This window comes from Acetobacterium sp. (assembly GCF_030652775.1).
In the GTDB taxonomy this organism is placed as follows: domain Bacteria; phylum Bacillota; class Clostridia; order Eubacteriales; family Eubacteriaceae; genus Acetobacterium.
This window is the reverse complement of the sequence record NZ_JAUSPS010000021.1, coordinates 1-21,273: the sequence shown is the minus strand read 5'-3', so window position 1 is coordinate 21,273 and position 21,273 is coordinate 1. Positions and strand designations below refer to the sequence as shown.

Sequence of the window (21,273 nt, the reverse complement as noted above, 5' to 3'; positions counted from 1 at the left end):
CGACAACTTCAGACTATTTAGCGTAGTCGCTTGCTCTTGTTTCACGAATCAGATTAACCTTAATGTTCCCGGGATATTCCATTTCTTCTTCAATCTTCTTGGCAATATCACGTGACAATAAAATCATTTCATCATCATCAACTTCATTTGGTTTAACCATAATTCTTACTTCACGTCCAGCTTGAATCGCATATGATTTCTCAACGCCTTCAAACGACATGGCAATGGTTTCAAGTTCCTGTAATCGTTGGATATAGGAAACCAGTGTTTCTCTTCTTGCACCTGGTCGTGCTGCTGAAATGGCATCTGCTGATTGAACAAGAACTGCTTCCATTGTTCGCGCTTCAACATCACCATGATGAGCTTCAACAGCGTGAATAACGTTTTTGTTTTCTTTGTATTTCTTTAGTACATTGACTCCGATTTCAACATGGGGTCCTTCGACCTCATGATCAATAGCTTTTCCAATATCATGTAATAACCCTGCTCGTTTAGCAACCTTAATGTTACCATCCAATTCCGCTGCCATAATGCCAGCCAGATGGGATACTTCAATGGAATGCTTTAATACATTTTGACCATAACTGGTTCTGTATTTAAGCCGTCCCAGCAGCCTCACAATCTCAGGATGCAGGCCATGAATTCCAGTATCAAAACAAGCTTGTTCCCCAACTTCTTTGATATGGTTTTCGACTTCTTTTTGTGATTTTTTAACCATCTCTTCAATTCTGGCCGGATGGATGCGACCATCAATGATAAGTTTTTCTAAGGATAGTCTGGCAACTTCCCGGCGAATGGGATCAAAACCGGAAAGAATAACTGCTTCTGGGGTGTCATCAATGATCAGGTCAATACCCGTTAATGTTTCCAATGTTCGGATATTTCTACCTTCCCGACCAATAATACGGCCCTTCATCTCGTCATTAGGTAAGTTGACCACGGTAATGGTTTGTTCAGCCACATGATCTGCGGCACACCGTTGAATGGACTGGGCGATCAGTTCTTTTGCTTTTTTATCAGCAACGGCTTTTGATTCAACCTCGATTTGGCGGATCATGATGGCCGCTTCTCGTCGCGTATCCTTACTGATGTCCTCAAGCAGAATTTCTTTTGCTTCGTCATAAGTAAGACCGGATATCCGTTCAAGTTCCTTAACCTGCTCATCATACAAGCTATCCACTTTTTCTTTTTTCTTTTCAACTTCTTTCCCTCTTTTGTTGAGGGATTCTTCGTTGCGCTCTAAATTTGTTAGTTTCTTCTCAAGATTTTCTTCTTTTGAAACAAGTCGATTTTCAAGTTTCTGAAGCTCGGCTCTGCGTTCGCGGTTATCTCTTTCAAGGGATTCTTTTAATTTCAAGGATTCTTCCTTGGCATCAAACAGAATTTCCTTTTTTAAAGTTTCGCCTTCTTTAACGGCATCATTGACAATTGTTGTAGCGGTCAATTCAGCATTCTTGATCTTGCCTTCGGCAATATTCTTGCGTACAAAATAACCAATCACAAAAGCTGCGATGATACCAATGAATAAAATAATTGTTAGTATGTCTATAATTTTCACCTCCTTATAAACTATTTGCTATGTTCTTAATCTACTCATCATGATCTATATTTTATACTCTTTTGAAAATAGTGTCAAGAAACAAAGGTCACGCAAAGGGGTTATTTTTAAGAAATCAAAAAAAGAACCTCGAAAAGGTTCTTTTTTGAATAGTTTTCCTGATTAATTCACTTTTTATTCAATATCTTCATCATTCATCAAGTTTTCTTCGTTGTCTTCAGGTTCAGCAACAATCTTGCTTGCGGCATTCTTTTCACGTATTTCTTTTTCAATGGCATTGGCAACTTCCGGATTAGCCATCAGATACTCTTTAGAATTATCTCTCCCCTGTCCCAAGCGTTGCTCGTTGTATGAAAACCAGGATCCGGACTTATCAACAATCCCAAAATCTACACCGACATCCAACAGATCACCTTCTTTTGAGATGCCTTTGCCATACATGATGTCATACTCAGCCTGTTTAAACGGCGGCGCAATTTTGTTCTTGACAATTTTGGCGCGGGTGCGGTTACCGACAATCTCAGTGCCTTTTTTAAGGGATTCAATCCGACGCACATCGATTCGCACCGATGCGTAGAATTTAAGTGCTTTTCCACCCGTTGTTGTTTCCGGATTGCCAAACATGACCCCGATTTTTTCACGCAACTGATTAATAAAGATCGTTGTGGTGTTTGATTTTTTAATTACACCGGTTAGTTTTCTTAAGGCCTGAGACATCAAGCGAGCCTGAAGCCCCATATGAGAATCACCCATCTCACCATCAATTTCGGCTCTGGGAACCAAAGCTGCAACGGAGTCAATGACCACAACATCAATAGCGTTACTTCTTACCAGGGCTTCAACGATTTCCATTGCCTGTTCACCGGTATCAGGCTGAGCAACCAGTAGATTGTCAATGTCGACCCCTAATGCTTTTGCATAGGTGGGATCCAAAGCATGTTCAGCATCGACAAAAGCTGCATTTCCCCCAGCTTTTTGAGCTTCGGCAATAATATGCAGGGCGATCGTCGTTTTACCGGAAGATTCAGGACCATAGATTTCCACAACTCGTCCCCGGGGAACGCCGCCGACACCCAGCGCCATATCCAAACCGATGGATGAGGTAGAAATGACTTCCACATTCAATTTGGCCGCATCATCGCCAAGACGCATCACAGCACCCTTGCCAAAACTTCTTTCAATGTTTTTCAGAGCTGCGTCCAAAGCTTTTTGTTTATCTGTAAATTCTACATTATTTATTTTCGTTTTTTCAGCCATTTGTAACCACCCTATTCTTTATTAGAACATTCGTTCTCGTTCTTTTTTTTATTATATCTATTTTATTTGGATTTGTCAACTATGGTTTTCCGGATCAGATGAAAGACTTTATTGGCAGTTTTTTGTTGAACAACTTTTCGATCGCCATTAAAGTGATAGTGATAAACGTTGGTTTTTCCGTCAAAGCATACGCCAATATAGACAAGCCCGACCGGTTTTTCTTCACTGCCCCCATCTGGGCCGGCAATGCCGGTAACTGAAATACTGAGCATCGATTGCGAAATCTTTTGCAGGTTTTCACACATTTCTGCGGCTGTTTCGGTACTGACTGCTCCATAAATTTCCAGGGTTTCTTTTTTTACCCCCAACAGGTTAATTTTTGCTTCATTTGAATAGCTCACCAGGCCGGTTCCAAAAACTTTAGAAATACCCGGGTATTCGGTCAGTTGGGAGGCAATCAAGCCGCCGGTGCAGGATTCGGCGGTAGCCAGGGTGATATTTCTTTCCACTAATAATTTACATACGGTTACCTGGAGGGATTCCTTTGAAAATGAAAAGATATTGTCTTCAAAACGAGAAAGCATAATCTCTTCGTAGTGATCAAGCAAGGCGTTCATTTCATTTTCATCATTACCATTGGCAGTAATTCGGATCAGCACTTCGCCCATCTTAGCATAGGTGGCAATAGTTGGATTGATCTGGGTATCGATAAGATCCAGCAGGCGATCTTCGGCCGCCGACTCGCCGATGTCCGATAAATTATAATAACGCGAGATTACCAGTTGTTTATTGTCCTGTTTTAAAATCGGCAAGACCGCTTCTTCAAAAACCCGGGTCATTTCTCGTGGCGGTCCTGGGAGCATGATAATTATCCGACCCTGTTCTTTTAAGAGGATCCCTGGGGCAGTGCCGCAGGGATTAAATAAAATCTCAGCGGTTTCCGGGATAAAAGTCTGCTTAAGATTATTGGGGGTCATCGTAAATTCCCGGTTGGTAAAGTATTGCAGCAAATCTTCCTTGGTCTTTTCATCTTGGATTAGCTTTCTTTTGAAAATATCGGCAATGACTTCTTTGGTTAAATCATCCTGTGTAGGTCCCAGCCCCCCAGTCGTGATAATCAGATCACTGCGGTTAAAGGCAATTCTGACCGCTTCTTCCAAACGTTTCGGGTTATCGCCAACCGTAGTGTGAAAATACACTGGAATGCCTAAGAGAGACAACTCCCGGGATAAAAATTGGACATTGGTGTTGAGGGTATCACCCACTAACAGCTCAGTGCCGACAGAAATCAATTCACATTTCATTATTTGTTTCCTTTCAAAGTCTTAATCGGTTTTAATATTAAGTGGATTAATGCGAGTTTGTCAATTACATAGAACGAAATACTTTTTTATTCAGGATAATATAATCAATTCCGGAATATAAGGTAAGAATGGTAGCAACATACATCATAATCGTAGCCGCCGGAATATTGATCAGTGAGAATGGCCAATTTCCAAAAAGAATCAGGATGATGGCGATCATTTGGGAAATCGTTTTTGCTTTCCCCCATTTGCTGGCGGCAATGATAATACCATCGGCTGCTGCCAATGAACGCAAGCCGGTAATGGCAAATTCTCGGGCAATGATAATAATAACCATCCAGGCCGGCACCGAGCCCAATTGGACAAAACAGATCAGCGCTGAGCAAACTAGTAATTTATCCGCCAGGGGATCCATGAATTTTCCAAAATCAGTAACCAGGTTTCGGCTTCGGGCCAGATAACCATCGAGACTATCGGTTAAGGAGGCGATAATAAACAAGGCCGCAGCAAGGGGCTGATGGTAGGGAAAATCAATCAGCAAGGCTGCGATGAAGAACGGAATCATGACCATTCTGACAACGGTAATCTTATTTGGTAAATTCATTTTCAATATCTCCTATCAAATCATATTCTAAGGCATTGACTATCTTAACGGAATAAAAATTTCCGATTGTTAAGGGGGTATCGTTGCTGTCGACAAAAACAGTTCCATCAATTTCCGGGGCGTCACCATAAAAACGCCCCAAGTATGTATCTTCTTCCATCCCTTCGATGAGCACTGGCAGGGTTTTACCGATAAAACGTTGTTTATTAGCGTGCGAAATAGCTTGTTGAGTGATCATAATTTCATTATAGCGTTTTTCTTTTTCATCTTCTGAAATTTGATTTTCGAATTCAGCAGCCGGGGTATTTTCTTCCTGTGAATATTTAAATACCCCTAAATGATCAAAAGGCAACAGTTTAATTTTTTTAATCAGGTCATCATGCTGATCCGCTGTCTCTCCCGGAAAGCCAGTGATGATTGAGGTTCGCAGCACAGCCTCCGGCAGCGTCGTGCGGATCTTGTGAATCAGAGCGCTGATTTGCGCAAAGTTCATCTTTCGGCCCATCCGTTTTAAAACCGTATCATTAAGATGCTGCAGTGGAATGTCGAAGTATTGGCAGATCGCCGGATGTTGTTTGACCGTCGTCAGCAATTTGTCGGTGATGCCTTCCGGGTAGAGATACATCATCCGAATCCAGGTGAAATCAAACTCCGTGGCAATTTTTTCCAGCAGCTTTGGCAGATCAAAATCTTCATCAAGATCTTTACCATAGGGAGCAATGTCCTGTCCAATCAGAATAATTTCTGTGATTCCTCGTTCTTGGAGGTTTTGGAGTTCATTAAAAATCTCCCGGCTGCGGCGGCTGCGGTATTTACCCCTGATTTTGGGTATTACGCAATAGGTACAGCCGTGATCGCAGCCCTCACTGATGCGGACAAAGGTCGACACCGTGCCTTCCCGGATATATCGCCGGGCTTCAATGATTTCTTTATCAATATCGCCGAAAAACTGGTTTTCATTTCGGTATTTTTCATTGATCTGCTGATCATTATGATCAGTGGTTTCCAGATAAGTGATTAATTCCAGAATATTGTCGAAATGACCAACCCCTAAAAATCCGTCGACTTCGGGAATTTCAGCAGCAAGTTCTTGATGGTATCGCTCAGCCATGCATCCGGCAACAATCAGCAGTTGACATAATCCCGAATTTTTATAGTCGACGTATTCCAGAATGAAATCAATGGATTGTTCTTTTGCCGATTGGATAAAACAACAGGTGTTGACAATAATAATGTCTGCCGCTTTGGGATCGTCGATAATATCGTAATTTTTTTCTGCAATTAAACCCAGCATCATTTCTGAGTCAATGGTATTTTTATCACATCCCAATGTTGTCATGTGAACAGTCTTCATATTTACCTACTCTCTCTTTTTAAATTCATCTTCTGTAATCAATATTTGCCGGGGCTTGCTGCCATTCGGACCGGAAATAATTCCCCGTTCCTCAAGATCATCAATAATTCGACCCGCCCGGGCATAACCAACCTGTAATTTTCGCTGGAGCATCGAGGTCGACAGTTGGTTGTATTCAAAGGCGATATTGAGAGCATCTTCGAGCAGGACGTCGCCTTCCCGACTTTGCGTTTTTTCTTCAGGTTCCTGGGAAATGGCTTCTTCGATGGCGGCATCATACTGCATCCCCTTTTTAATCTTAACAGCATCAATAACTGCATTGATCTCAGAATCGGATACATAGGTACATTGTACCCGGGTCGGTTTCGATTGTCCAACTGGATAATACAGCATATCACCCTTGCCTAGCAGTTTTTCAGCTCCGCCAGTATCAAGAATTGTCCGGGAATCGGTGTTAGAGGCCACCGAAAAGGCAATCCGCGAGGGGATATTGGCTTTGATCAAACCGGTGATGACATCTACTGATGGCCGTTGCGTTGCGATGATCAGGTGAATACCGCAGGCTCTTGCCAATTGGGCGATCCGGCAAATGGCATTTTCGCATTCTTTTGGCGAGGTAATCATTAGATCGGCCAACTCATCGATGACGATCACAATCCGCGGTAATTTCTTTTCTCCTGATTTGGTCATGTGTTCGTTATATCCTTCAATATCCCGAACCCCAGCTTCTTTGAAGAGCATATAACGATCGGTCATTTCTTTTAATCCCCAGTTGAGGGCGTATGATGCTTTTTTAGGATCCGTCACCACCGGAATCAGCAGATGCGGAATGGCGTTGTATTGGTTCAATTCTACCATTTTGGGATCGATCATAATAAAACGCAGTTCTTCCGGAGATGATTTAAAGATCAGACTGACAATGATGCTATTGATACAGACGCTTTTACCGGATCCTGTTGATCCGGCAATCAGCACGTGGGGCATTTTGCCGATGTCACCAATGACATTTTCGCCCGAAAGGGTTTTACCCAGGGCGAAGGTCAACGGACTCTTGCTGTTAATAAATTGTGGGGTTTCGATGATTTCCCGTAGGCCTACAATTTCAGAAATATCGTTAGGAACTTCAATACCGACCGCCGCTTTCCCGGGAATCGGCGCCTCAATGCGAATATCTGAGGTGGCCAGACTAAGCGCTAAATCACTGGATAGATTAACGAATTTATTGACCTTGACCCCTGGATCAAGCTGTAATTCAAAACGGGTAATACTGGGGCCAACATTGACCTCGACGATTTTAGCTTTTACCCCAAAATTCTTCAAGGTCTCTTCAATGATTTTAGCTTTTTTGATTACATCATCTTTTTTTGATTTCTTCTTAACTGCCGGCGGGTTTAAAAGATCTAAGGAAGGAAAGGTATATTCCTCAGCATCTGTTTCGAAATTGACTGCTGCTAAGTCTAAAACCTTTGTTTCAGCATCATTTATTTTTGCTTTTTTCGAATCTTTACTAGAATCTTTTTTGGGGGATCCAAAATCGTCAAAATTAGGCGGTTTTAAGAAGTTTTCATGAATTTTCATGGGAGTCTCTTGTTCATTCACATCTTCTTCAATAAAACCAAAAGGATCTTGTTTTGCTTTCTTTTTTGCCGGCGGGATGACCCCAGTTACTGGTTCAAACAGTGGTTTGTCAGATCCCTGATGGTGCTGATTAGACTCATTGATCTGATAGGGTTCGAACAATGGCGTATTGTCATCAAAATCGCCGACCATTGGGATCAGTGTGGTTTCAGAGGTGCGTTCTTTGGTGGCTTTAACTTCTTTTTTGATCCGCTGTTTGTCTCGAATCGCATCGATTCGATCTTTGAGGCGATCTTTGAGTGGCGGAGAATTTTCACTTCTATCCTTGATTTGGTTTAAATATTTTTTTAGTCTGTTTCTGAAAATAAAAATTAAGATAATTGCCGAACTTATAATAACCAGTAGCAGCGTGCCTTTCACAGCAAACAGCTTAATAAACAGCACTGCCAGCAGAATACCGATAATGCCACCATATTGACCATATTGGGCTAAACTGAACAGCTCAGGGATGCTATAGTCCATCAGATTTGGGGCATTAACAGTAAAACCGATCATCATGTTCACAAACAATAAAAAGACTAGCACAAATGTTGTGGCCCAATCATCAATTTTATTCAGGCATAGTACCACCCCAAGGGCAAATATGAAAAGCGACATAAAAATAGTGAGCGCACCGAAACAATAGCTAAAGGCCTGACTGACAAAATTTCCCACCATCCCGGCATTAAAGTCGATATAGGCATAAATAGAAAAAACGCCCAGGACAATTAAGAAGATCCCGACTGCCAAATTACTGACCGAAAAACGCTTCGTTGTTTTAGCGGCTGGTTTCTTTTTAGCCCTACTTTTATTTGATTTGTTCTGATTTGGTTTTTTTGCGGTGTTTTTATTTGTTGCCATTATGCTCCTTGAAATTATATTAGACGAATTTATATTAAATGATCGTAATAAAAGATATGATAAAAGGTGCAGGTAAACCTGCACCTTGAGATTGTGTTATAAAGATAAAATTAGAAAGCGGTGCAGCAATCAATGAAGGTCCATGACTTTAGCTTATTTTTACGATCCGCAGCACTTTATTTCCCGGAATGGCCAAAGCCACCGTCGCCACGTTCGCTGGCTGCCAATGCCTCAGTGCTGAAAACTTCGATAAAATCAGCCTTGACATACTCAGAAAAAACCATTTGGGCAATCCGCTCGCCTGGTTCTAGCTGATAAGGTTTATCGAGTAAGTTTATCAGAATTATCTTAATTTCGCCACGATAATCGGCATCAATGGTACCGACACCGTTGACCAGCGACAAACCATGTTTTAGCGCCAATCCGCTTCGAGCACGAATTTGGGCTTCAATGCCAATGGGCATTTCTAAAAAAATGCCGGTTGGGATCTGGTAAACCTTATGGGGCATGATGATCATTTTCGCCTCAAGATTTGCTCGTAAATCCACGCCAGAAGAACCAATAGTTTGATATTCTGGCAATGGAAACTGCGACTGGTTAAGTATTTTAAGTGAATAATTCTTGATCATTATTATTCCTTTGGCAGCATTGCTTTTCGGGAAAGATTGATTCGGCCCTGAGCGTCGATTTCCATAACCTTAACAGTCACTTCATCGCCGATTTTAACCACGTCTTCAACGGCGTTGACCCGTTCATTGGCTAATTTAGAAATGTGGACTAAACCATCCTTACCCCCTGGCAGGGAAACAAAGGCGCCAAAATTCATGATCCGGACAACCTTACCGGTTAACACTTCGCCAACTTCAACTTCTCGGACAATATTTTCGATAATTTCCTTGGCTCGATTACCAGATTCGGTATCCACAGACGCAATGAAAATTCGGCCATCATCTTCGATATCAATTTTAACCCCGGTGTCATCAATAATTTTGTTAATGACCTTACCGCCAGAACCGATGACGTCGCGGATTTTATCAGGTTTGATCTGGAAAATAATGATTCGTGGGGCATATGGTGATAAGTCTTTGCGGGACTCAGCAATTTCTTCATTCATGATGCCAAGAATATGCAGTCGGCCAATGCGGGCCTGTTCCAGTGCTTCGGTAAGGATCTGTTTGTTGATGCCATCGATTTTAATATCCATCTGGATGGCAGTGATGCCGTCAGCTGTTCCGGCCACCTTGAAGTCCATGTCACCAAGGAAATCTTCCATACCTTGAATATCGGACAAAATCGCCAGTTTGTCTTCTTCTTTGATCAGACCCATGGCAATCCCAGCAACTGGTGCCTTTAATGGCACTCCAGCAGCCATTAACGAAAGCGAACTACCGCAAACGCTGGCTTGGGAGGTTGAACCATTAGAACTTAATACTTCAGAAACGACCCGAATTGCATACGGGAATTCATCTTCCGATGGCAGCACTGGAATCAGCGCTCGTTCAGCCAGGGCTCCATGTCCGATTTCACGACGGCCTGGGCCACGTGATGGTCGGGCTTCCCCGACACTGTATGATGGGAAGTTATAATGGTGAATATATCGTTTAGAATCTTCATTAGACAATCCGTCTAGTTTTTGCACATCACCAAGAACACCCAAGGTTACAACCGACAATACCTGCGTTTCACCACGGGTGAATAATCCTGAACCATGGGGTCTTTCCAAAAAGTCGATTTTGGCTGTAATCTGACGAATTTCATCCATTTTTCGATTGTCGGGACGAATACGGTCTTCAAGAATCATGCGACGAATTTCTTTTTTAACAAGCGAACTGATCACATCGTCAATTTCTATTTTTTGATTCGGATAAATTTCTAAGAAATGATCTTTAACCAGCTCTTTTATTTTTTCAATATTGTCAAGTCGTTCCATTTTGTCCGGCGTTTTAACAGCATCACTTAATTGGTCACCCAGGAACGCAATGATCTCAGCTTTGATTTCTTCTGATGGTGCAAAAATTGGGTAATCAGCTTTAGCCTTACCAACGGCGGCAATAATTTCTTCCTGGAAGGCAACGAGTTTTTTAATTTCTTCATGTGCTAATAAAATGGCTTCCAGCATCGCTGTTTCAGAAATCTCATTGGAAGATGACTCAACCATCATAATCGCATCTTTGGTTCCCGATACAATTAAGTTAAGATCACTAATAGCTCGTTGTTCTTCATTTGGGTTGACAATGTACTCTCCGTCAATCAAACCGATTGCAACCGAGCCAATGGGCCCATTGAACGGTAAATCAGAAATCGATAAAACAATCGAGGCACCAATCATAGCCGCTATTTCTGGGGCATTGTCCTGATCAACCGACATAACGGTAGCGATAACCTGAACCTCATTTCTAAAGCCTTTGGGGAATAGTGGTCTGATAGGGCGATCCATCAGTCGGCAATTTAAAATGGCTCTTTCTGTTGGCCGACCTTCACGTTTTATAAAGCCACCGGGAAATTTCCCGACGGAATATTGTTTTTCTTCATAGTCACAGCTTAATGGGAAAAAATCCATGCCTTCCCGGGGCTTTTTAGCTGCAGAGACAACCGCTAAAACTTCTGTTTTTCCATATCTAATCATGGCAGCGCCTTTTGCAAGGAGTGCAACCTCACCAATCTCCACGCGGAGCGGTCGTCCGGCAATTTGGGTTTCAAAAATATTCATTCTTTTCTCGCTTTCTATTATTATTCGCCAGAAGTGGTGCTTTTGGACACTATCTGGTGTAAGGCCACAATCTATCAGGGTACAGTTACCCACATTGGGATTGAAGACCTTCAGGTAAAAAAAAAGGGCGGAATACTCCGCCCCAAATTATTTTCTTAAGCCTAATCTTTGGATTAGTTCACGATATCGGTTGATATCTTTGTTTTTCAGATAAGTTAATAATCGTCGTCGCTGTCCTACCAGCTTCAGCAGACCGCGTCGTGAATGATGATCTTTTTTATGGATTTGAAGATGTCCATTAAGATCATTGATCCGTGCAGTTAACAATGCAATTTGTACTTCTGGTGAACCAGTGTCACCTTCGTGTGTTTTGTAATCTTCGACAACCTGTGCTTTTAATTCTTTACTGATCATTTAAAATCTCCTCGTTTTTTTAATTTAGCCATAGACCGAGTATTTTGTTGGAGTTTCAAAAAACTAAGTGAATGGTATTAACTTAGTGAGTATATCATAAACATTTTCTATTGTAAATATATTATTCAATAAAATCTCTTCTGATACAAACAATATCCATTTTAATTTGATCGATTAAATCGTCAATGGACTCGAATTTTATCTCATCTCTGATTTTTTTAATGAACTCAATGGTGATTTCTCGATTGTAAATATCCTCATCAAAATCGTAGATATAGGTTTCAATGCTGAAAGGATGTTTTTCAAAAGTTGGGTTAAAGCCCAAATTTGTCAGGCCATTAAAACATTTTTCCCGATAATGTACGTGTGTATAATAAACGCCGGTGTTCGGTAAAATTAATTTCTTAGCTAATTTAATATTTGCCGTTGGAATGCCAAACTGATGTCCCAGTCCTTTCCCTTGAACAACAATGCCGCTTAATGCATAATTTCGACCCAGAAATGTTTTGACCTCATCAACCTGACCACAGCTAATCAGCTCGCGAATAAAGGTTGAGCTGACAGAGTGGGTATTGATAATAAATGGCGGCAGAATTTCAACTTCAAATCCATATTTTTTTCCCAGCTCTTTTAATGTATCGGTTGTTCCGGCGCCCTTATAACCGAAATTATAATTAAAACCGACAACAACGACTTTGACATTATATTTTTTTAGCAGATAGTCGGCGATGAATTTCTCCGGGGTTAACTTCATCAACTTCTCCGTGAACGGATTCAAAAACACAAAATCAACGCCATAATTGCGAATCATCGATTCTTTTTCAGCATTAGAGGTAATCAGCCAGGGGGTGTAATTAGGAAAAATTAATTCCAGGGGGTGCTCTTTAAAGGTCATAACCCCAGTTTTACAGTTTAATTGCTGACCTATTCTTTTCGTTTCTTCAAGCAATGCCCGGTGTCCGAGATGAACACCGTCAAAAAAGCCGAGGGCTAAAACAATTTCTTCTCCGTGATAAGTATTTGTTGTCATTGTTCACCTCACAGTAGTTTTGTCGGTTTAATATAGTTTCCTTCGTCGTTCTGATAATATCTGCCCATCCCAATAAGTTGATCACCATCGTATAAGCGCAGGGTTTCCCCGAGGTAAAAATCATCCAGGGATTCATGGATATTCCATTGAAAAAGCTTATTTCCATTAAGTAAGAACTTACGACCTTGCTCAGTTGCCCGGACGCATTGATAACGGTCAAGAGAATACGCCAACGGGTAGAAAAGCGATTCAATCTGGTCATGGCTGACTTTTTCTGCTATCTCAGCCAGGGTTAAAGCATCAATGATGCTGAAGGTGCCAACTCGATGACGGATCAGGTTTCCCATACATCCCAAAGACCCCAGAGCACTCCCAATATCGCGGCACAGCGAACGAATATACGTTCCTTTAGAACAGGTTACCATGATTCTCGCTTTTTGGCTATCTTCGCAGAATTCCAACAGACTGATACCGGCAACATGAATGTCCCGTTCTGGTATTTCCACTGATTCGCCATTTCTGGCGTAGTGATACAGTTTTTTTCCATTCACCCGAATCGCTGAATAGATCGGTGGTTTCTGACGGATATCGCCGATAAACTGGGTCAGGATACTTTCAAAAGCGTCACGGCCGATGCGCTGATCGCTTTCACTAATAACTGTCCCTGATAAATCGCAGGTATCCGTTTCCCGCCCGAGGATGACTTCCGCTTCATAGACTTTTTCGTGGTCAGTGATATATTCAACCATTTTTGTCGCCTGGCCAACACATAAAACAAGAACGCCCTGGGCATCTGGATCCAATGTTCCGGTATGACCAATTTTTTTTGTTTTCAGGATTTTCCGAGCCTTAAACACCACATCATGAGATGTCATGCCTTTCTCTTTGAAAACATTGAGATAGCCATTGAAACTGTTAACTTTCTCCATTTTGATTCTCATAAACGTCCATCAGATCACGCTTCAGTTCATTAATGTCACCACTGAAGTTAAACCCTGCCGCCCGTTCATGACCTCCACCGCCATATTTTAAAGCAATTTCGTGAATATCATAGGGGAATTTTGCCCGTAAAGAGACCCGATATTCGCCGGGATCGATTTCTTTTAGAAGTGCTGTTATCGAGACCCCAATGGTGTTTTGACCTAAATTGGCAACATCGTCAGTGATGTTGATGGTGCCACCAAATTTAAAAATGGTGTCATGAGCTAATATCATCATCGCGATCGGCATGCTGTCCAAAACTTCTAATGAATGGATGGCTGCTCCGGTCATTTTCATTTGATCAATGTTCTTCTGGGTATGAAGTCTTTTGGAAAGATGGGCGTAATTGGTCTTGATAGCATACAATTCACTGGCGATTAAATGGGTGTCAACAGTCACGTTGGAATATTGGAAACTACCAGTATCGGTGGTGATCCCGGTAAAAATAGCATCGGCCATTTCTTCGTCAAATTCCACATTCAGACCTTTTAAAATGCGAAAGACGATTTCGGCAGTTGCTCCGGTAATCTCAACAAAGTTAAGATCACCATAATGCGCATTGCTTTTATGATGATCGATAACCAGTTTTGTTTTGGCCGCTGGCATTTCGGCTGGTGAAAAAGCAAAATTACTGCTGGAGCAGTCTAAAAACACAATAACATCGTAGCTGTCCTGCAATGATTGATTAAAGTATTGGATTTCATTAAAGAAAACCAGTTTGTCCTCAAGCGGTAGATCAATATAATAATCAACGGTTTTGTTCAGCTGCTTCAAACCCTTACCTAAAGCCACTGCCGAACCAATTGCATCACCATCCGGTTTTTGATGAAGCAGAATCAAAAACCGTTGATGGTTATTTAAGCAATCTAATATTTCATCAGGAATCTTCTTCATTCTGATCCTTAAGTTCTTTATCGTCTTTTAAACTTTTTAAAATCGATTCAATATGCATGCCGTATTCAATAGAATTATCTATTTCAAAGATCAGAGCCGGTACTGAATGAACCGTGATTACCTGTCCTAAACTAGATCTTAAAAAGCTTTTGGCATTATTCAGTAATTCCAGCACAACCTTCTTCTGACTATCATCACCAAAAATACTGACATAGACGGTGGCGGTCTTCAAGTCGGGAGCCGCTTTAACTCTGGTAATACTGACATTGCTGTCTTTGATACGGGTGTCTTTCATTTTATGAATAATGATTAAACTGAATTCTCTTTGGATTAAGCCATTAATTTTTTCATTACGATGAGATGCCATTTTATTTTATCTCCTTAATGGGAAAGATAGGCTTTCGCTTATCTTTCGATTTTTTCCATGGTAAATGCTTCAATGTTATCGCCAACTTTTAAATCGTTGTATTTTTCGATCCCAATTCCACATTCATATCCGGTGTTTACTTCTTTAACATCATCTTTAAAACGACGTAAAGACGCAATTTTTCCTTCCAGTATTACGATGCCGTCGCGAATAATACGAACATCATCATTTCGGTTGATTTTTCCGTCGGTAATATAGCAGCCGGCGATGGTACCGATGCTGGGGATCTTGAATACTTCCCGTATTTCCGCATTTCCCATGACTTTTTCGCGGAATTCAGGTGCCAACATGCCTTCCATGGCTTTTTTAATATCTTCAACGGCATCGTAGATAACCCGATAAAGGCGAATATCCACTTCTTCTGTTTCGGCCAGCTTGATAGCGTTTTTGTCAGGTCTGACATTAAAACCAATCACAATGGCGTTTGAAGTAGATGCCAGTAAGACATCCGTTTCATTGATGGCGCCAACCGCACCGTGGATAATATTAATTCGAACTGCTTCGTTATCCAGTTTTTCAAGGGATTGTTTGATTGCTTCAATGGATCCCTGAACGTCGGCTTTAATGATAATATTGACATCCTGAATATTGCCGTCCTGAATCTGACTAAACAGATCATCAAGGGAAATATTGGAACGACGTTGACGCTCGCCTTTTTGCATTTCTTTTCGTTTTTCAGCTAATGAACGGGCTTCTTTTTCATTTTCAAGCACGATAAAATCGTCCCCAGCCGCAGGAATATCAGAAAGACCAGAAATTTCTACGGGAGTGGATGGACCTGCTTTTTTTAGCCGCTTGCCCTTATCATCAATCATTGTCCGGATCTTACCATAGGTAGTTCCTGAGATAATGGAGTCCCCAACGTGCAAGGTTCCCTGCTGAACCAGTAAGGTCGCAACTGATCCTTTTCCGCGTTTTATCTGAGATTCAATGACACTTCCTCTGGCTTCACGGCCTGGATCGGCGGTCAATTCTTCCATTTCAGACATCATAATGATCATTTCCAGCAGCGACTCGATCCCTTCGCCGGTTTTTGCTGAGACGTTAACAGCAATCGTTTCGCCGCCCCATTCTTCAACAACAAGGTTATATTTTGTTAATTCCTGTTTAACCCGTTCTGGATCTGCTCCTGGTTTGTCAATCTTATTGATGGCAACCAGAATTGGAACACCGGCCGCTTTGGCATGATTGATGGCTTCAACGGTTTGAGGCATAACCCCGTCATCTGCGGCCACAACCAGGACTGCGATATCAGTGATTTGAGCACCACGTGAACGCATGGCAGTAAAAGCCTCATGTCCCGGGGTATCGATAACAGTAATAGCATGGTTTTTGATATTAACGGTATAGGCACCAATATGCTGTGTAATACCCCCAGCTTCGCCGGCAATAACATTTGCTTTACGAATTCGATCAAGAAGCGAGGTTTTACCATGATCTACATGTCCCATGACGGTGACAACCGGAGGACGAGGGATTTCATTTTCGCTTTCTTCTTCATCATATTCTTCCAAAATTTTTGAAACAACATCTTCAATTTTAATCGCTTCGACTTCAAAGCCCAACTCAGCTGCAACGATGGCAGCCGTTTCGAAATCAATCTCCTGGTTAATACTTACCATGGTGCCAGCCAGCATCAGGGATTTAATAACCTCGGTAGCACTTATTTCAAGCACATCGGCCAACTCACCGACGGTTAAAATCTCAGGAATTTCAAATGTCTGGTTTAACTGAACAGATTTCTTTTTTTCATCTTTAATTCGCTTGTAAACACTTCGAGCGGTCTTTTCTTTTTTACTATGGTCTCTAACCTTTGGTTGCTGACCCTGGTTGCTGGAAACGGGTCGTTTTTTATCATCTGCTTTTTTCGGCACATTGCCCCCTGTATTTTGTTGATTTTTTTGTGGTGGTCTTGTTGGTTTTTTCGTATCGGAACTCACTTTCGGGGAAACAGGACTAGAACCGGTTTTCACATTTTCCTTGACCGGTTCCTTTTTCTTTTCTGCTTCCAGCTCTGCTTGATACTTGTCTTTATCGAATTTTTCTTCAAACTCCGCAATTTGTTGATCAGTCAGGGCGCTCATATGGTTTTTTACAGGAATATTGTACTTATTTAAAATGGCTACGAATTCTTTACTGGGAATATTATATTTTTTAGCTAAATCGTACACTCTTAATTTTGACATATTATTCCTCCCTTCAAAATTATCTTATTTCATTTGTTTTTTCTCTGATAGTTGTTGACGAACAATTTCGACAACAGCACTTTCTACTTTTCTTTTAAATGCCCGTTCCAGGTAATTCTTATTCAGGAATTGATCCACACAGGCATCAGACTTGCATACATAGGCGCCACGTCCATTTGCTTTTCCAGTGGGATCAAAAAAAATTTCGCCAGAATTATCTGATACAATCCTAAATAAGTCTCGTTTATCAAATTTCGAATGGCATATAACACAGGTTCTCTGTGGAATTTTTTTCATTGTACCTCCCTGACATTGTTTTATCTAAAGTATTATAGCATAAAAAGCTATATTATTGATTAAACCTTTAATTTTCAAGATCTGAAATGTCTTCAAATAGCGAATCATCTTCAGGCATTGAATCATCTAAAATCTCCAACGCTTCCGCTGATTCCAGTTCTTCTTTTAGCTCCAGCAAAATATCGTCGGAAAAACCATTTTCGTTGTCAGCCGTGATTTTATGTTGATTAACATAATCGCTTTTGCTTTTAATATCAATCTTCCAACCGGTTAATTTTGCCGCCAATCGCACATTTTGACCTTCTTTTCCAATTGCTAGCGATAATTGGTAGTCATCGACAATGGCAATGGCAGTTTTATCATCCTTGTTTGGTATGATTTCGACAACTTTCGCAGGGCTTAATGCATTTGCTAAATATTCTTCAATACTGTCACTCCATTTAATCACATCGATTTTTTCGCCTTGCAGCTCGTTGATAATATTCTGAACCCGAACGCCTTTTTGACCGACGCAGGCACCAACCGGATCAATGCTTGGATCATTGGCTTTAACAGCCACCTTTGTCCGCGAACCGGCTTCTCTGGAAATGGAGACAATGTCTACAATGCCGTCGAAAATTTCAGGTACTTCTGACTCAAACAAGCGTTTTACGAGCCCTGGATGAGTTCGGGAAACATTAACCTGGGGTCCCTTGGTCGTTTTCTTAACCATCAGCAGATAAACTTTTAAGCGTTGATTTAATGTGTATGTCTCACTGGCTGTTTGCTCAGAAGGTAACATCACTGCCTCAAGTTTGCCAACCTCAACATAGACCACACCTTTTTCAATCCGTTTGATAATACCGGTTAATACTTCATCTTGTCGCTTCAGATAATCATCGTAGATGATATTGCGTTCAGCTTCTTTAATCCGCTGAATGATCAGCTGTTTGGCATTTTGAGCGGCAATTCGTCCGAAATCTCTGGGTCTGACTTCTTTTCTGAAGAAATCGCCAACAGCATAGTTGCTGTCGACTTCCCGGGCTTTATCCAGTGAAATCTGACTGTGATCATTTTCGGGAACTTCGACAATTTCTTTTAATGCAAAGACTTGAATATCACCATTTTCACGGTCAATATTAATCTCGACATTATGAGAATTACCATAGTTTTTTTTGTATGCTGTGGTAATAGCAGCCTCAATTGCTTGAATTAATTCTTCTTTATCGATTGATTTTTCTTCTTGAATTACATCTAGAGCGCGTATAAACTCCTGATTCATATTCGTTTTCTCCGCCTTCCGTTTTATTCAGCAGATGGAAGAGGTTTGAAATTCAACTCATCCAACCGATTTGCTTTTGCGATTTTACTATTTTCCAGGGTCAGCATTTCACCTGTTTCCAGCTCAAGGGTTAATTCTTCAAGGGTATATGATTTTAATACCCCTTCAATATCCTTTTTCCCATCCAGTGGTGCGAAAAGATGAACAGCTATTTTTTTATCAAGATTTGAAAGAAAATGCTTCTCCTTTTTTAGTGGCCGATCCATACCAGGTGAAGAGACTTCCAGAAAATAACTCTGTTCGATGGGATCCTTTTCGTCAAGCAGTTCACTGATCTGTCGGCTGACGATTTCACAATCGTCCAATGAAATCCCCTTTTCCGAATCGATAAACAGGGTTAGGCACCAATCCTTGCCCTGTTTTTCAAAGGTCAGATCGGTTAATTCATAGCCAAGGGATTCCACCACTGGCGTAGTTAATTCTTCTAATAAGAATTCTTTTGATACTTTTTTCATACGTTTTCCTTTTTTCTATTTATTATTTTCCTAAATTGTGAGGGAATCATTTTTCGCAGTAATCATCAGATTGATACTTTCTCGAAAAATAGTTAAGAGTGGGTCTCCCCACTCTTAATGAAATACTATTTAATTGAATGAACAATTAAAGAAATCATATCCCGAAAAAACAATTAAACTTCTAAAATTTCCGCTTCTTTTTCTTTTAGAATCGTTTCAATGTTTTTAATCTCTTCGTCCGTAACCTTCTGAACTTCTTTTTCACCTTGTTTCAAATCATCTTCGGTGATCAGTCCTTCTTTTTGGCCGTCTTTCAGCTCCTGAATGGCGTGTCGACGAATATTCCGCATGGCGACCTTACATTCTTCGCCATATTTTTTTACCAGTTTAACCAGTTCTTTTCGTCGTTCCTCCGTTAATTGGGGGATCAACAAACGAATGACTTTCCCATCGTTTGATGGATTAAAACCCAAGTCTGATTTCAAAATCCCCTTTTCAATGGCAGGGATGGCCGTAGCGTCATAAGGCTGTACGACAATCATTCTTGCTTCAGGAGTACTGATGTTTGCCAATTGATTTAGACTTGTCGGCGAGCCGTAATAATCAACCATTACCTTATCGAGAATGCGCGGATTTGCTCTTCCTGCCCGTAAGCTGCCCAAACTCTCGTTTAGGTTTCTCAGTGCTTTTTCCATTTTTTCATTAGCTGTCGCTTTAATCTCATTTACCATCTTCTATACCTCCTGAATAATTGTTCCGATTTTTTCGCCCATGATCGCACGTAAAATATTTTCCGGTTCATTTAAACCAAACACTAGAATAGGAATGTGATTATCCATACATAATGATGTTGCCGTTGAATCCATTACCTTCAGGCCTTGATTTAATACATCAATGTATGATAATTCGGAATAGCGTATTGCATCTGGGTTAACCAGCGGATCTGAATCGTATACTGCATCAATACTTTTGGCTAAAAGGATAATTTCAGCATCAATTTCAGCCGCCCGTAGTGCTGCGGTTGTATCGGTGGTGAAAAAGGGGTTTCCGGTACCGCAGGCAAAAATGACAACTCTTCTTTTTTCGAGATGACGGATTGCTTTTCTGCGGATATAGGGCTCGGCAATTTGCTTCATTTCGATTGCTGTTTGAACACGCACAGGCACATCCATTTCTTCCAGAACATCCTGTAAACCAAGAGCATTAATGCAGGTGGCGAGCATTCCCATGTAGTCTGCGGTAGATTTATCCATACCTTCGCCGCTGCGTCCCCGCCAAAAATTACCACCGCCCACAACAATGGCAATTTCTACACCCAGCTCAAAAACTTCTTTAATCTGGCTGCAAATTGATTGTACCGTTGGGGTATCGATACCATGACCGGCACTGCCGGCTAAAGCTTCACCGCTTAATTTTATGATGACACGTTTGTATTTCGGTTCCAAAAAGACTCCCCCTTTCATTTTCTATATTATATCGTAACCAGTAACAATTTACAATCTTATCAACGGTAAAAAAAGAACACGAATGTGTTCTTTTTAAGCGTTTATGCGTTTAATTGCTTCGCTACTTCTTCGGCAAAGTTTTCTTCTTTTTTCTCTAAACCTTCACCCATTTGGAATCGGGCAAATCGTCTGATTTTAACATTTTCACCGATTGTCATGATTTGTTCTTTGACCAGATCTTCAATTGTCAGATCTGGATTTTTAACAAAAGGTTGTTCCAGCAGACAAATTTCTTTATAGTATTTACTGACACGGCCTTCAACCATTTTATCAATGATTTTTTCTGGCTTACCTTCATTTAAAGCTTGCGCACGAAGAATTTCTTTTTCTTTTTCGAGTTCTTCCATTGGCACTTCTTCTTTGTTTACATATAAAGGATTAGCTGCTGCAATATGCATCGCCACGTCTTTAACAAAGTTTTTGAAGCCTTCGTTTTTCGCTACGAAATCAGTTTCGCAGTTAATTTCGACAAGAACGCCGATTTTTCCACCCATGTGA

The 21,273-nt window shown here is 41.1% G+C and carries 20 protein-coding genes; all 20 read right to left on the bottom strand.

Going from position 1 to position 21,273, the window contains the following annotated elements:
* Window positions 1–13: 13 nt before the first annotated feature.
* Window positions 14–1,558, bottom strand: a complete 1,545-nt coding sequence (rny, locus tag Q7J41_RS03875; protein WP_304885422.1) for a ribonuclease Y — start codon at window positions 1,556–1,558, stop codon at window positions 14–16.
* A 174-nt stretch (window positions 1,559–1,732) separates the two neighbouring features.
* Window positions 1,733–2,815, bottom strand: coding sequence for a recombinase RecA (gene recA / locus Q7J41_RS03870; protein WP_304885420.1), 1,083 nt, complete (start codon window positions 2,813–2,815; stop codon window positions 1,733–1,735).
* Window positions 2,816–2,877: 62 nt separating this feature from the next.
* The gene (locus Q7J41_RS03865) at window positions 2,878–4,119 is read right to left on the bottom strand and encodes a competence/damage-inducible protein A (protein WP_304885419.1); all 1,242 of its coding nucleotides are present in this window, start codon (window positions 4,117–4,119) and stop codon (window positions 2,878–2,880) included.
* A gap of 64 nt (window positions 4,120–4,183) precedes the next feature.
* Window positions 4,184–4,723 (bottom strand): CDP-diacylglycerol--glycerol-3-phosphate 3-phosphatidyltransferase, encoded by a 540-nt coding sequence (gene pgsA, locus Q7J41_RS03860; RefSeq protein WP_026393173.1) that lies wholly within the window; start codon window positions 4,721–4,723, stop codon window positions 4,184–4,186.
* Window positions 4,707–6,062, bottom strand: coding sequence for a 30S ribosomal protein S12 methylthiotransferase RimO (gene rimO / locus Q7J41_RS03855; RefSeq protein WP_304885418.1), 1,356 nt, complete (start codon window positions 6,060–6,062; stop codon window positions 4,707–4,709). Before rimO ends, pgsA begins: the two co-directional genes overlap by 17 nt.
* Before the next feature lie 21 nt (window positions 6,063–6,083).
* The gene (locus tag Q7J41_RS03850) at window positions 6,084–8,555 is read right to left on the bottom strand and encodes a DNA translocase FtsK (RefSeq protein WP_304885415.1); all 2,472 of its coding nucleotides are present in this window, start codon (window positions 8,553–8,555) and stop codon (window positions 6,084–6,086) included.
* Window positions 8,556–8,731: 176 nt separating this feature from the next.
* Window positions 8,732–9,184: a dUTP diphosphatase gene (gene dut / locus Q7J41_RS03845; RefSeq protein WP_304885414.1), complete on the bottom strand. Its 453-nt coding sequence runs from the start codon at window positions 9,182–9,184 to the stop codon at window positions 8,732–8,734.
* 2 nt (window positions 9,185–9,186) lie between these two features.
* Window positions 9,187–11,265: a polyribonucleotide nucleotidyltransferase gene (locus tag Q7J41_RS03840; protein ID WP_304885413.1), complete on the bottom strand. Its 2,079-nt coding sequence runs from the start codon at window positions 11,263–11,265 to the stop codon at window positions 9,187–9,189.
* Between the two features lie 147 nt (window positions 11,266–11,412).
* A complete protein-coding gene (rpsO, locus tag Q7J41_RS03835) occupies window positions 11,413–11,679 on the bottom strand; it encodes a 30S ribosomal protein S15 (RefSeq protein ID WP_026393168.1) in 267 nt (88 codons plus the stop codon).
* A gap of 121 nt (window positions 11,680–11,800) precedes the next feature.
* Entirely contained in the window at window positions 11,801–12,709 is a 909-nt protein-coding gene (locus Q7J41_RS03830; RefSeq protein WP_304885408.1) for a bifunctional riboflavin kinase/FAD synthetase, read from the bottom strand.
* 8 nt (window positions 12,710–12,717) lie between these two features.
* Complete coding sequence (gene truB / locus Q7J41_RS03825; RefSeq protein WP_304885406.1) at window positions 12,718–13,638, bottom strand: tRNA pseudouridine(55) synthase TruB; 921 nt, start codon at window positions 13,636–13,638, stop codon at window positions 12,718–12,720.
* A complete protein-coding gene (locus Q7J41_RS03820; RefSeq protein ID WP_304885404.1) occupies window positions 13,625–14,584 on the bottom strand; it encodes a bifunctional oligoribonuclease/PAP phosphatase NrnA in 960 nt (319 codons plus the stop codon). The genes truB and Q7J41_RS03820 overlap by 14 nt, the downstream gene beginning before the upstream one ends.
* A complete protein-coding gene (gene rbfA / locus Q7J41_RS03815) occupies window positions 14,568–14,951 on the bottom strand; it encodes a 30S ribosome-binding factor RbfA (protein WP_304885402.1) in 384 nt (127 codons plus the stop codon). Before rbfA ends, Q7J41_RS03820 begins: the two co-directional genes overlap by 17 nt.
* A gap of 38 nt (window positions 14,952–14,989) precedes the next feature.
* A complete protein-coding gene (gene infB / locus Q7J41_RS03810) occupies window positions 14,990–17,197 on the bottom strand; it encodes a translation initiation factor IF-2 (protein WP_304885401.1) in 2,208 nt (735 codons plus the stop codon).
* A 24-nt stretch (window positions 17,198–17,221) separates the two neighbouring features.
* A complete protein-coding gene (gene rnpM / locus Q7J41_RS03805) occupies window positions 17,222–17,494 on the bottom strand; it encodes an RNase P modulator RnpM (protein WP_304885399.1) in 273 nt (90 codons plus the stop codon).
* A 67-nt stretch (window positions 17,495–17,561) separates the two neighbouring features.
* A complete protein-coding gene (gene nusA / locus Q7J41_RS03800; protein WP_304885397.1) occupies window positions 17,562–18,755 on the bottom strand; it encodes a transcription termination factor NusA in 1,194 nt (397 codons plus the stop codon).
* A gap of 23 nt (window positions 18,756–18,778) precedes the next feature.
* Complete coding sequence (gene rimP, locus Q7J41_RS03795; protein WP_304885395.1) at window positions 18,779–19,270, bottom strand: ribosome maturation factor RimP; 492 nt, start codon at window positions 19,268–19,270, stop codon at window positions 18,779–18,781.
* 173 nt (window positions 19,271–19,443) lie between these two features.
* Window positions 19,444–20,001: a ribosome recycling factor gene (frr, locus tag Q7J41_RS03790; RefSeq protein WP_304885393.1), complete on the bottom strand. Its 558-nt coding sequence runs from the start codon at window positions 19,999–20,001 to the stop codon at window positions 19,444–19,446.
* A 3-nt stretch (window positions 20,002–20,004) separates the two neighbouring features.
* The gene (gene pyrH, locus Q7J41_RS03785) at window positions 20,005–20,733 is read right to left on the bottom strand and encodes a UMP kinase (RefSeq protein ID WP_304885392.1); all 729 of its coding nucleotides are present in this window, start codon (window positions 20,731–20,733) and stop codon (window positions 20,005–20,007) included.
* A gap of 83 nt (window positions 20,734–20,816) precedes the next feature.
* Window positions 20,817–21,273: translation elongation factor Ts (tsf, locus tag Q7J41_RS03780; RefSeq protein WP_304885390.1), on the bottom strand; the 457-nt coding region annotated here is incomplete at its 5' end.

Coding starts and splice junctions, on each gene's coding strand:
- rbfA (WP_304885402.1), bottom strand. CDS start 14,951: ATGGCATCTCATCGTAATGAAAAAATTAATGGCTTAATCCAAAGAGAA.
- Q7J41_RS03865 (WP_304885419.1), bottom strand. CDS start 4,119: ATGAAATGTGAATTGATTTCTGTCGGCACTGAGCTGTTAGTGGGTGAT.
- Q7J41_RS03840 (WP_304885413.1), bottom strand. CDS start 11,265: ATGAATATTTTTGAAACCCAAATTGCCGGACGACCGCTCCGCGTGGAG.
- Q7J41_RS03820 (WP_304885404.1), bottom strand. CDS start 14,584: ATGAAGAAGATTCCTGATGAAATATTAGATTGCTTAAATAACCATCAA.
- pyrH (WP_304885392.1), bottom strand. CDS start 20,733: ATGAAAGGGGGAGTCTTTTTGGAACCGAAATACAAACGTGTCATCATA.
- rimP (WP_304885395.1), bottom strand. CDS start 19,270: ATGAAAAAAGTATCAAAAGAATTCTTATTAGAAGAATTAACTACGCCA.
- dut (WP_304885414.1), bottom strand. CDS start 9,184: ATGATCAAGAATTATTCACTTAAAATACTTAACCAGTCGCAGTTTCCA.
- rimO (WP_304885418.1), bottom strand. CDS start 6,062: ATGACAACATTGGGATGTGATAAAAATACCATTGACTCAGAAATGATG.
- infB (WP_304885401.1), bottom strand. CDS start 17,197: ATGTCAAAATTAAGAGTGTACGATTTAGCTAAAAAATATAATATTCCC.
- recA (WP_304885420.1), bottom strand. CDS start 2,815: ATGGCTGAAAAAACGAAAATAAATAATGTAGAATTTACAGATAAACAA.
- pgsA (WP_026393173.1), bottom strand. CDS start 4,723: ATGAATTTACCAAATAAGATTACCGTTGTCAGAATGGTCATGATTCCG.
- frr (WP_304885393.1), bottom strand. CDS start 20,001: ATGGTAAATGAGATTAAAGCGACAGCTAATGAAAAAATGGAAAAAGCA.
- rpsO (WP_026393168.1), bottom strand. CDS start 11,679: ATGATCAGTAAAGAATTAAAAGCACAGGTTGTCGAAGATTACAAAACA.
- Q7J41_RS03830 (WP_304885408.1), bottom strand. CDS start 12,709: ATGACAACAAATACTTATCACGGAGAAGAAATTGTTTTAGCCCTCGGC.
- nusA (WP_304885397.1), bottom strand. CDS start 18,755: ATGAATCAGGAGTTTATACGCGCTCTAGATGTAATTCAAGAAGAAAAA.
- Q7J41_RS03850 (WP_304885415.1), bottom strand. CDS start 8,555: ATGGCAACAAATAAAAACACCGCAAAAAAACCAAATCAGAACAAATCA.
- truB (WP_304885406.1), bottom strand. CDS start 13,638: ATGGAGAAAGTTAACAGTTTCAATGGCTATCTCAATGTTTTCAAAGAG.
- rnpM (WP_304885399.1), bottom strand. CDS start 17,494: ATGAAAAAAATTCCACAGAGAACCTGTGTTATATGCCATTCGAAATTT.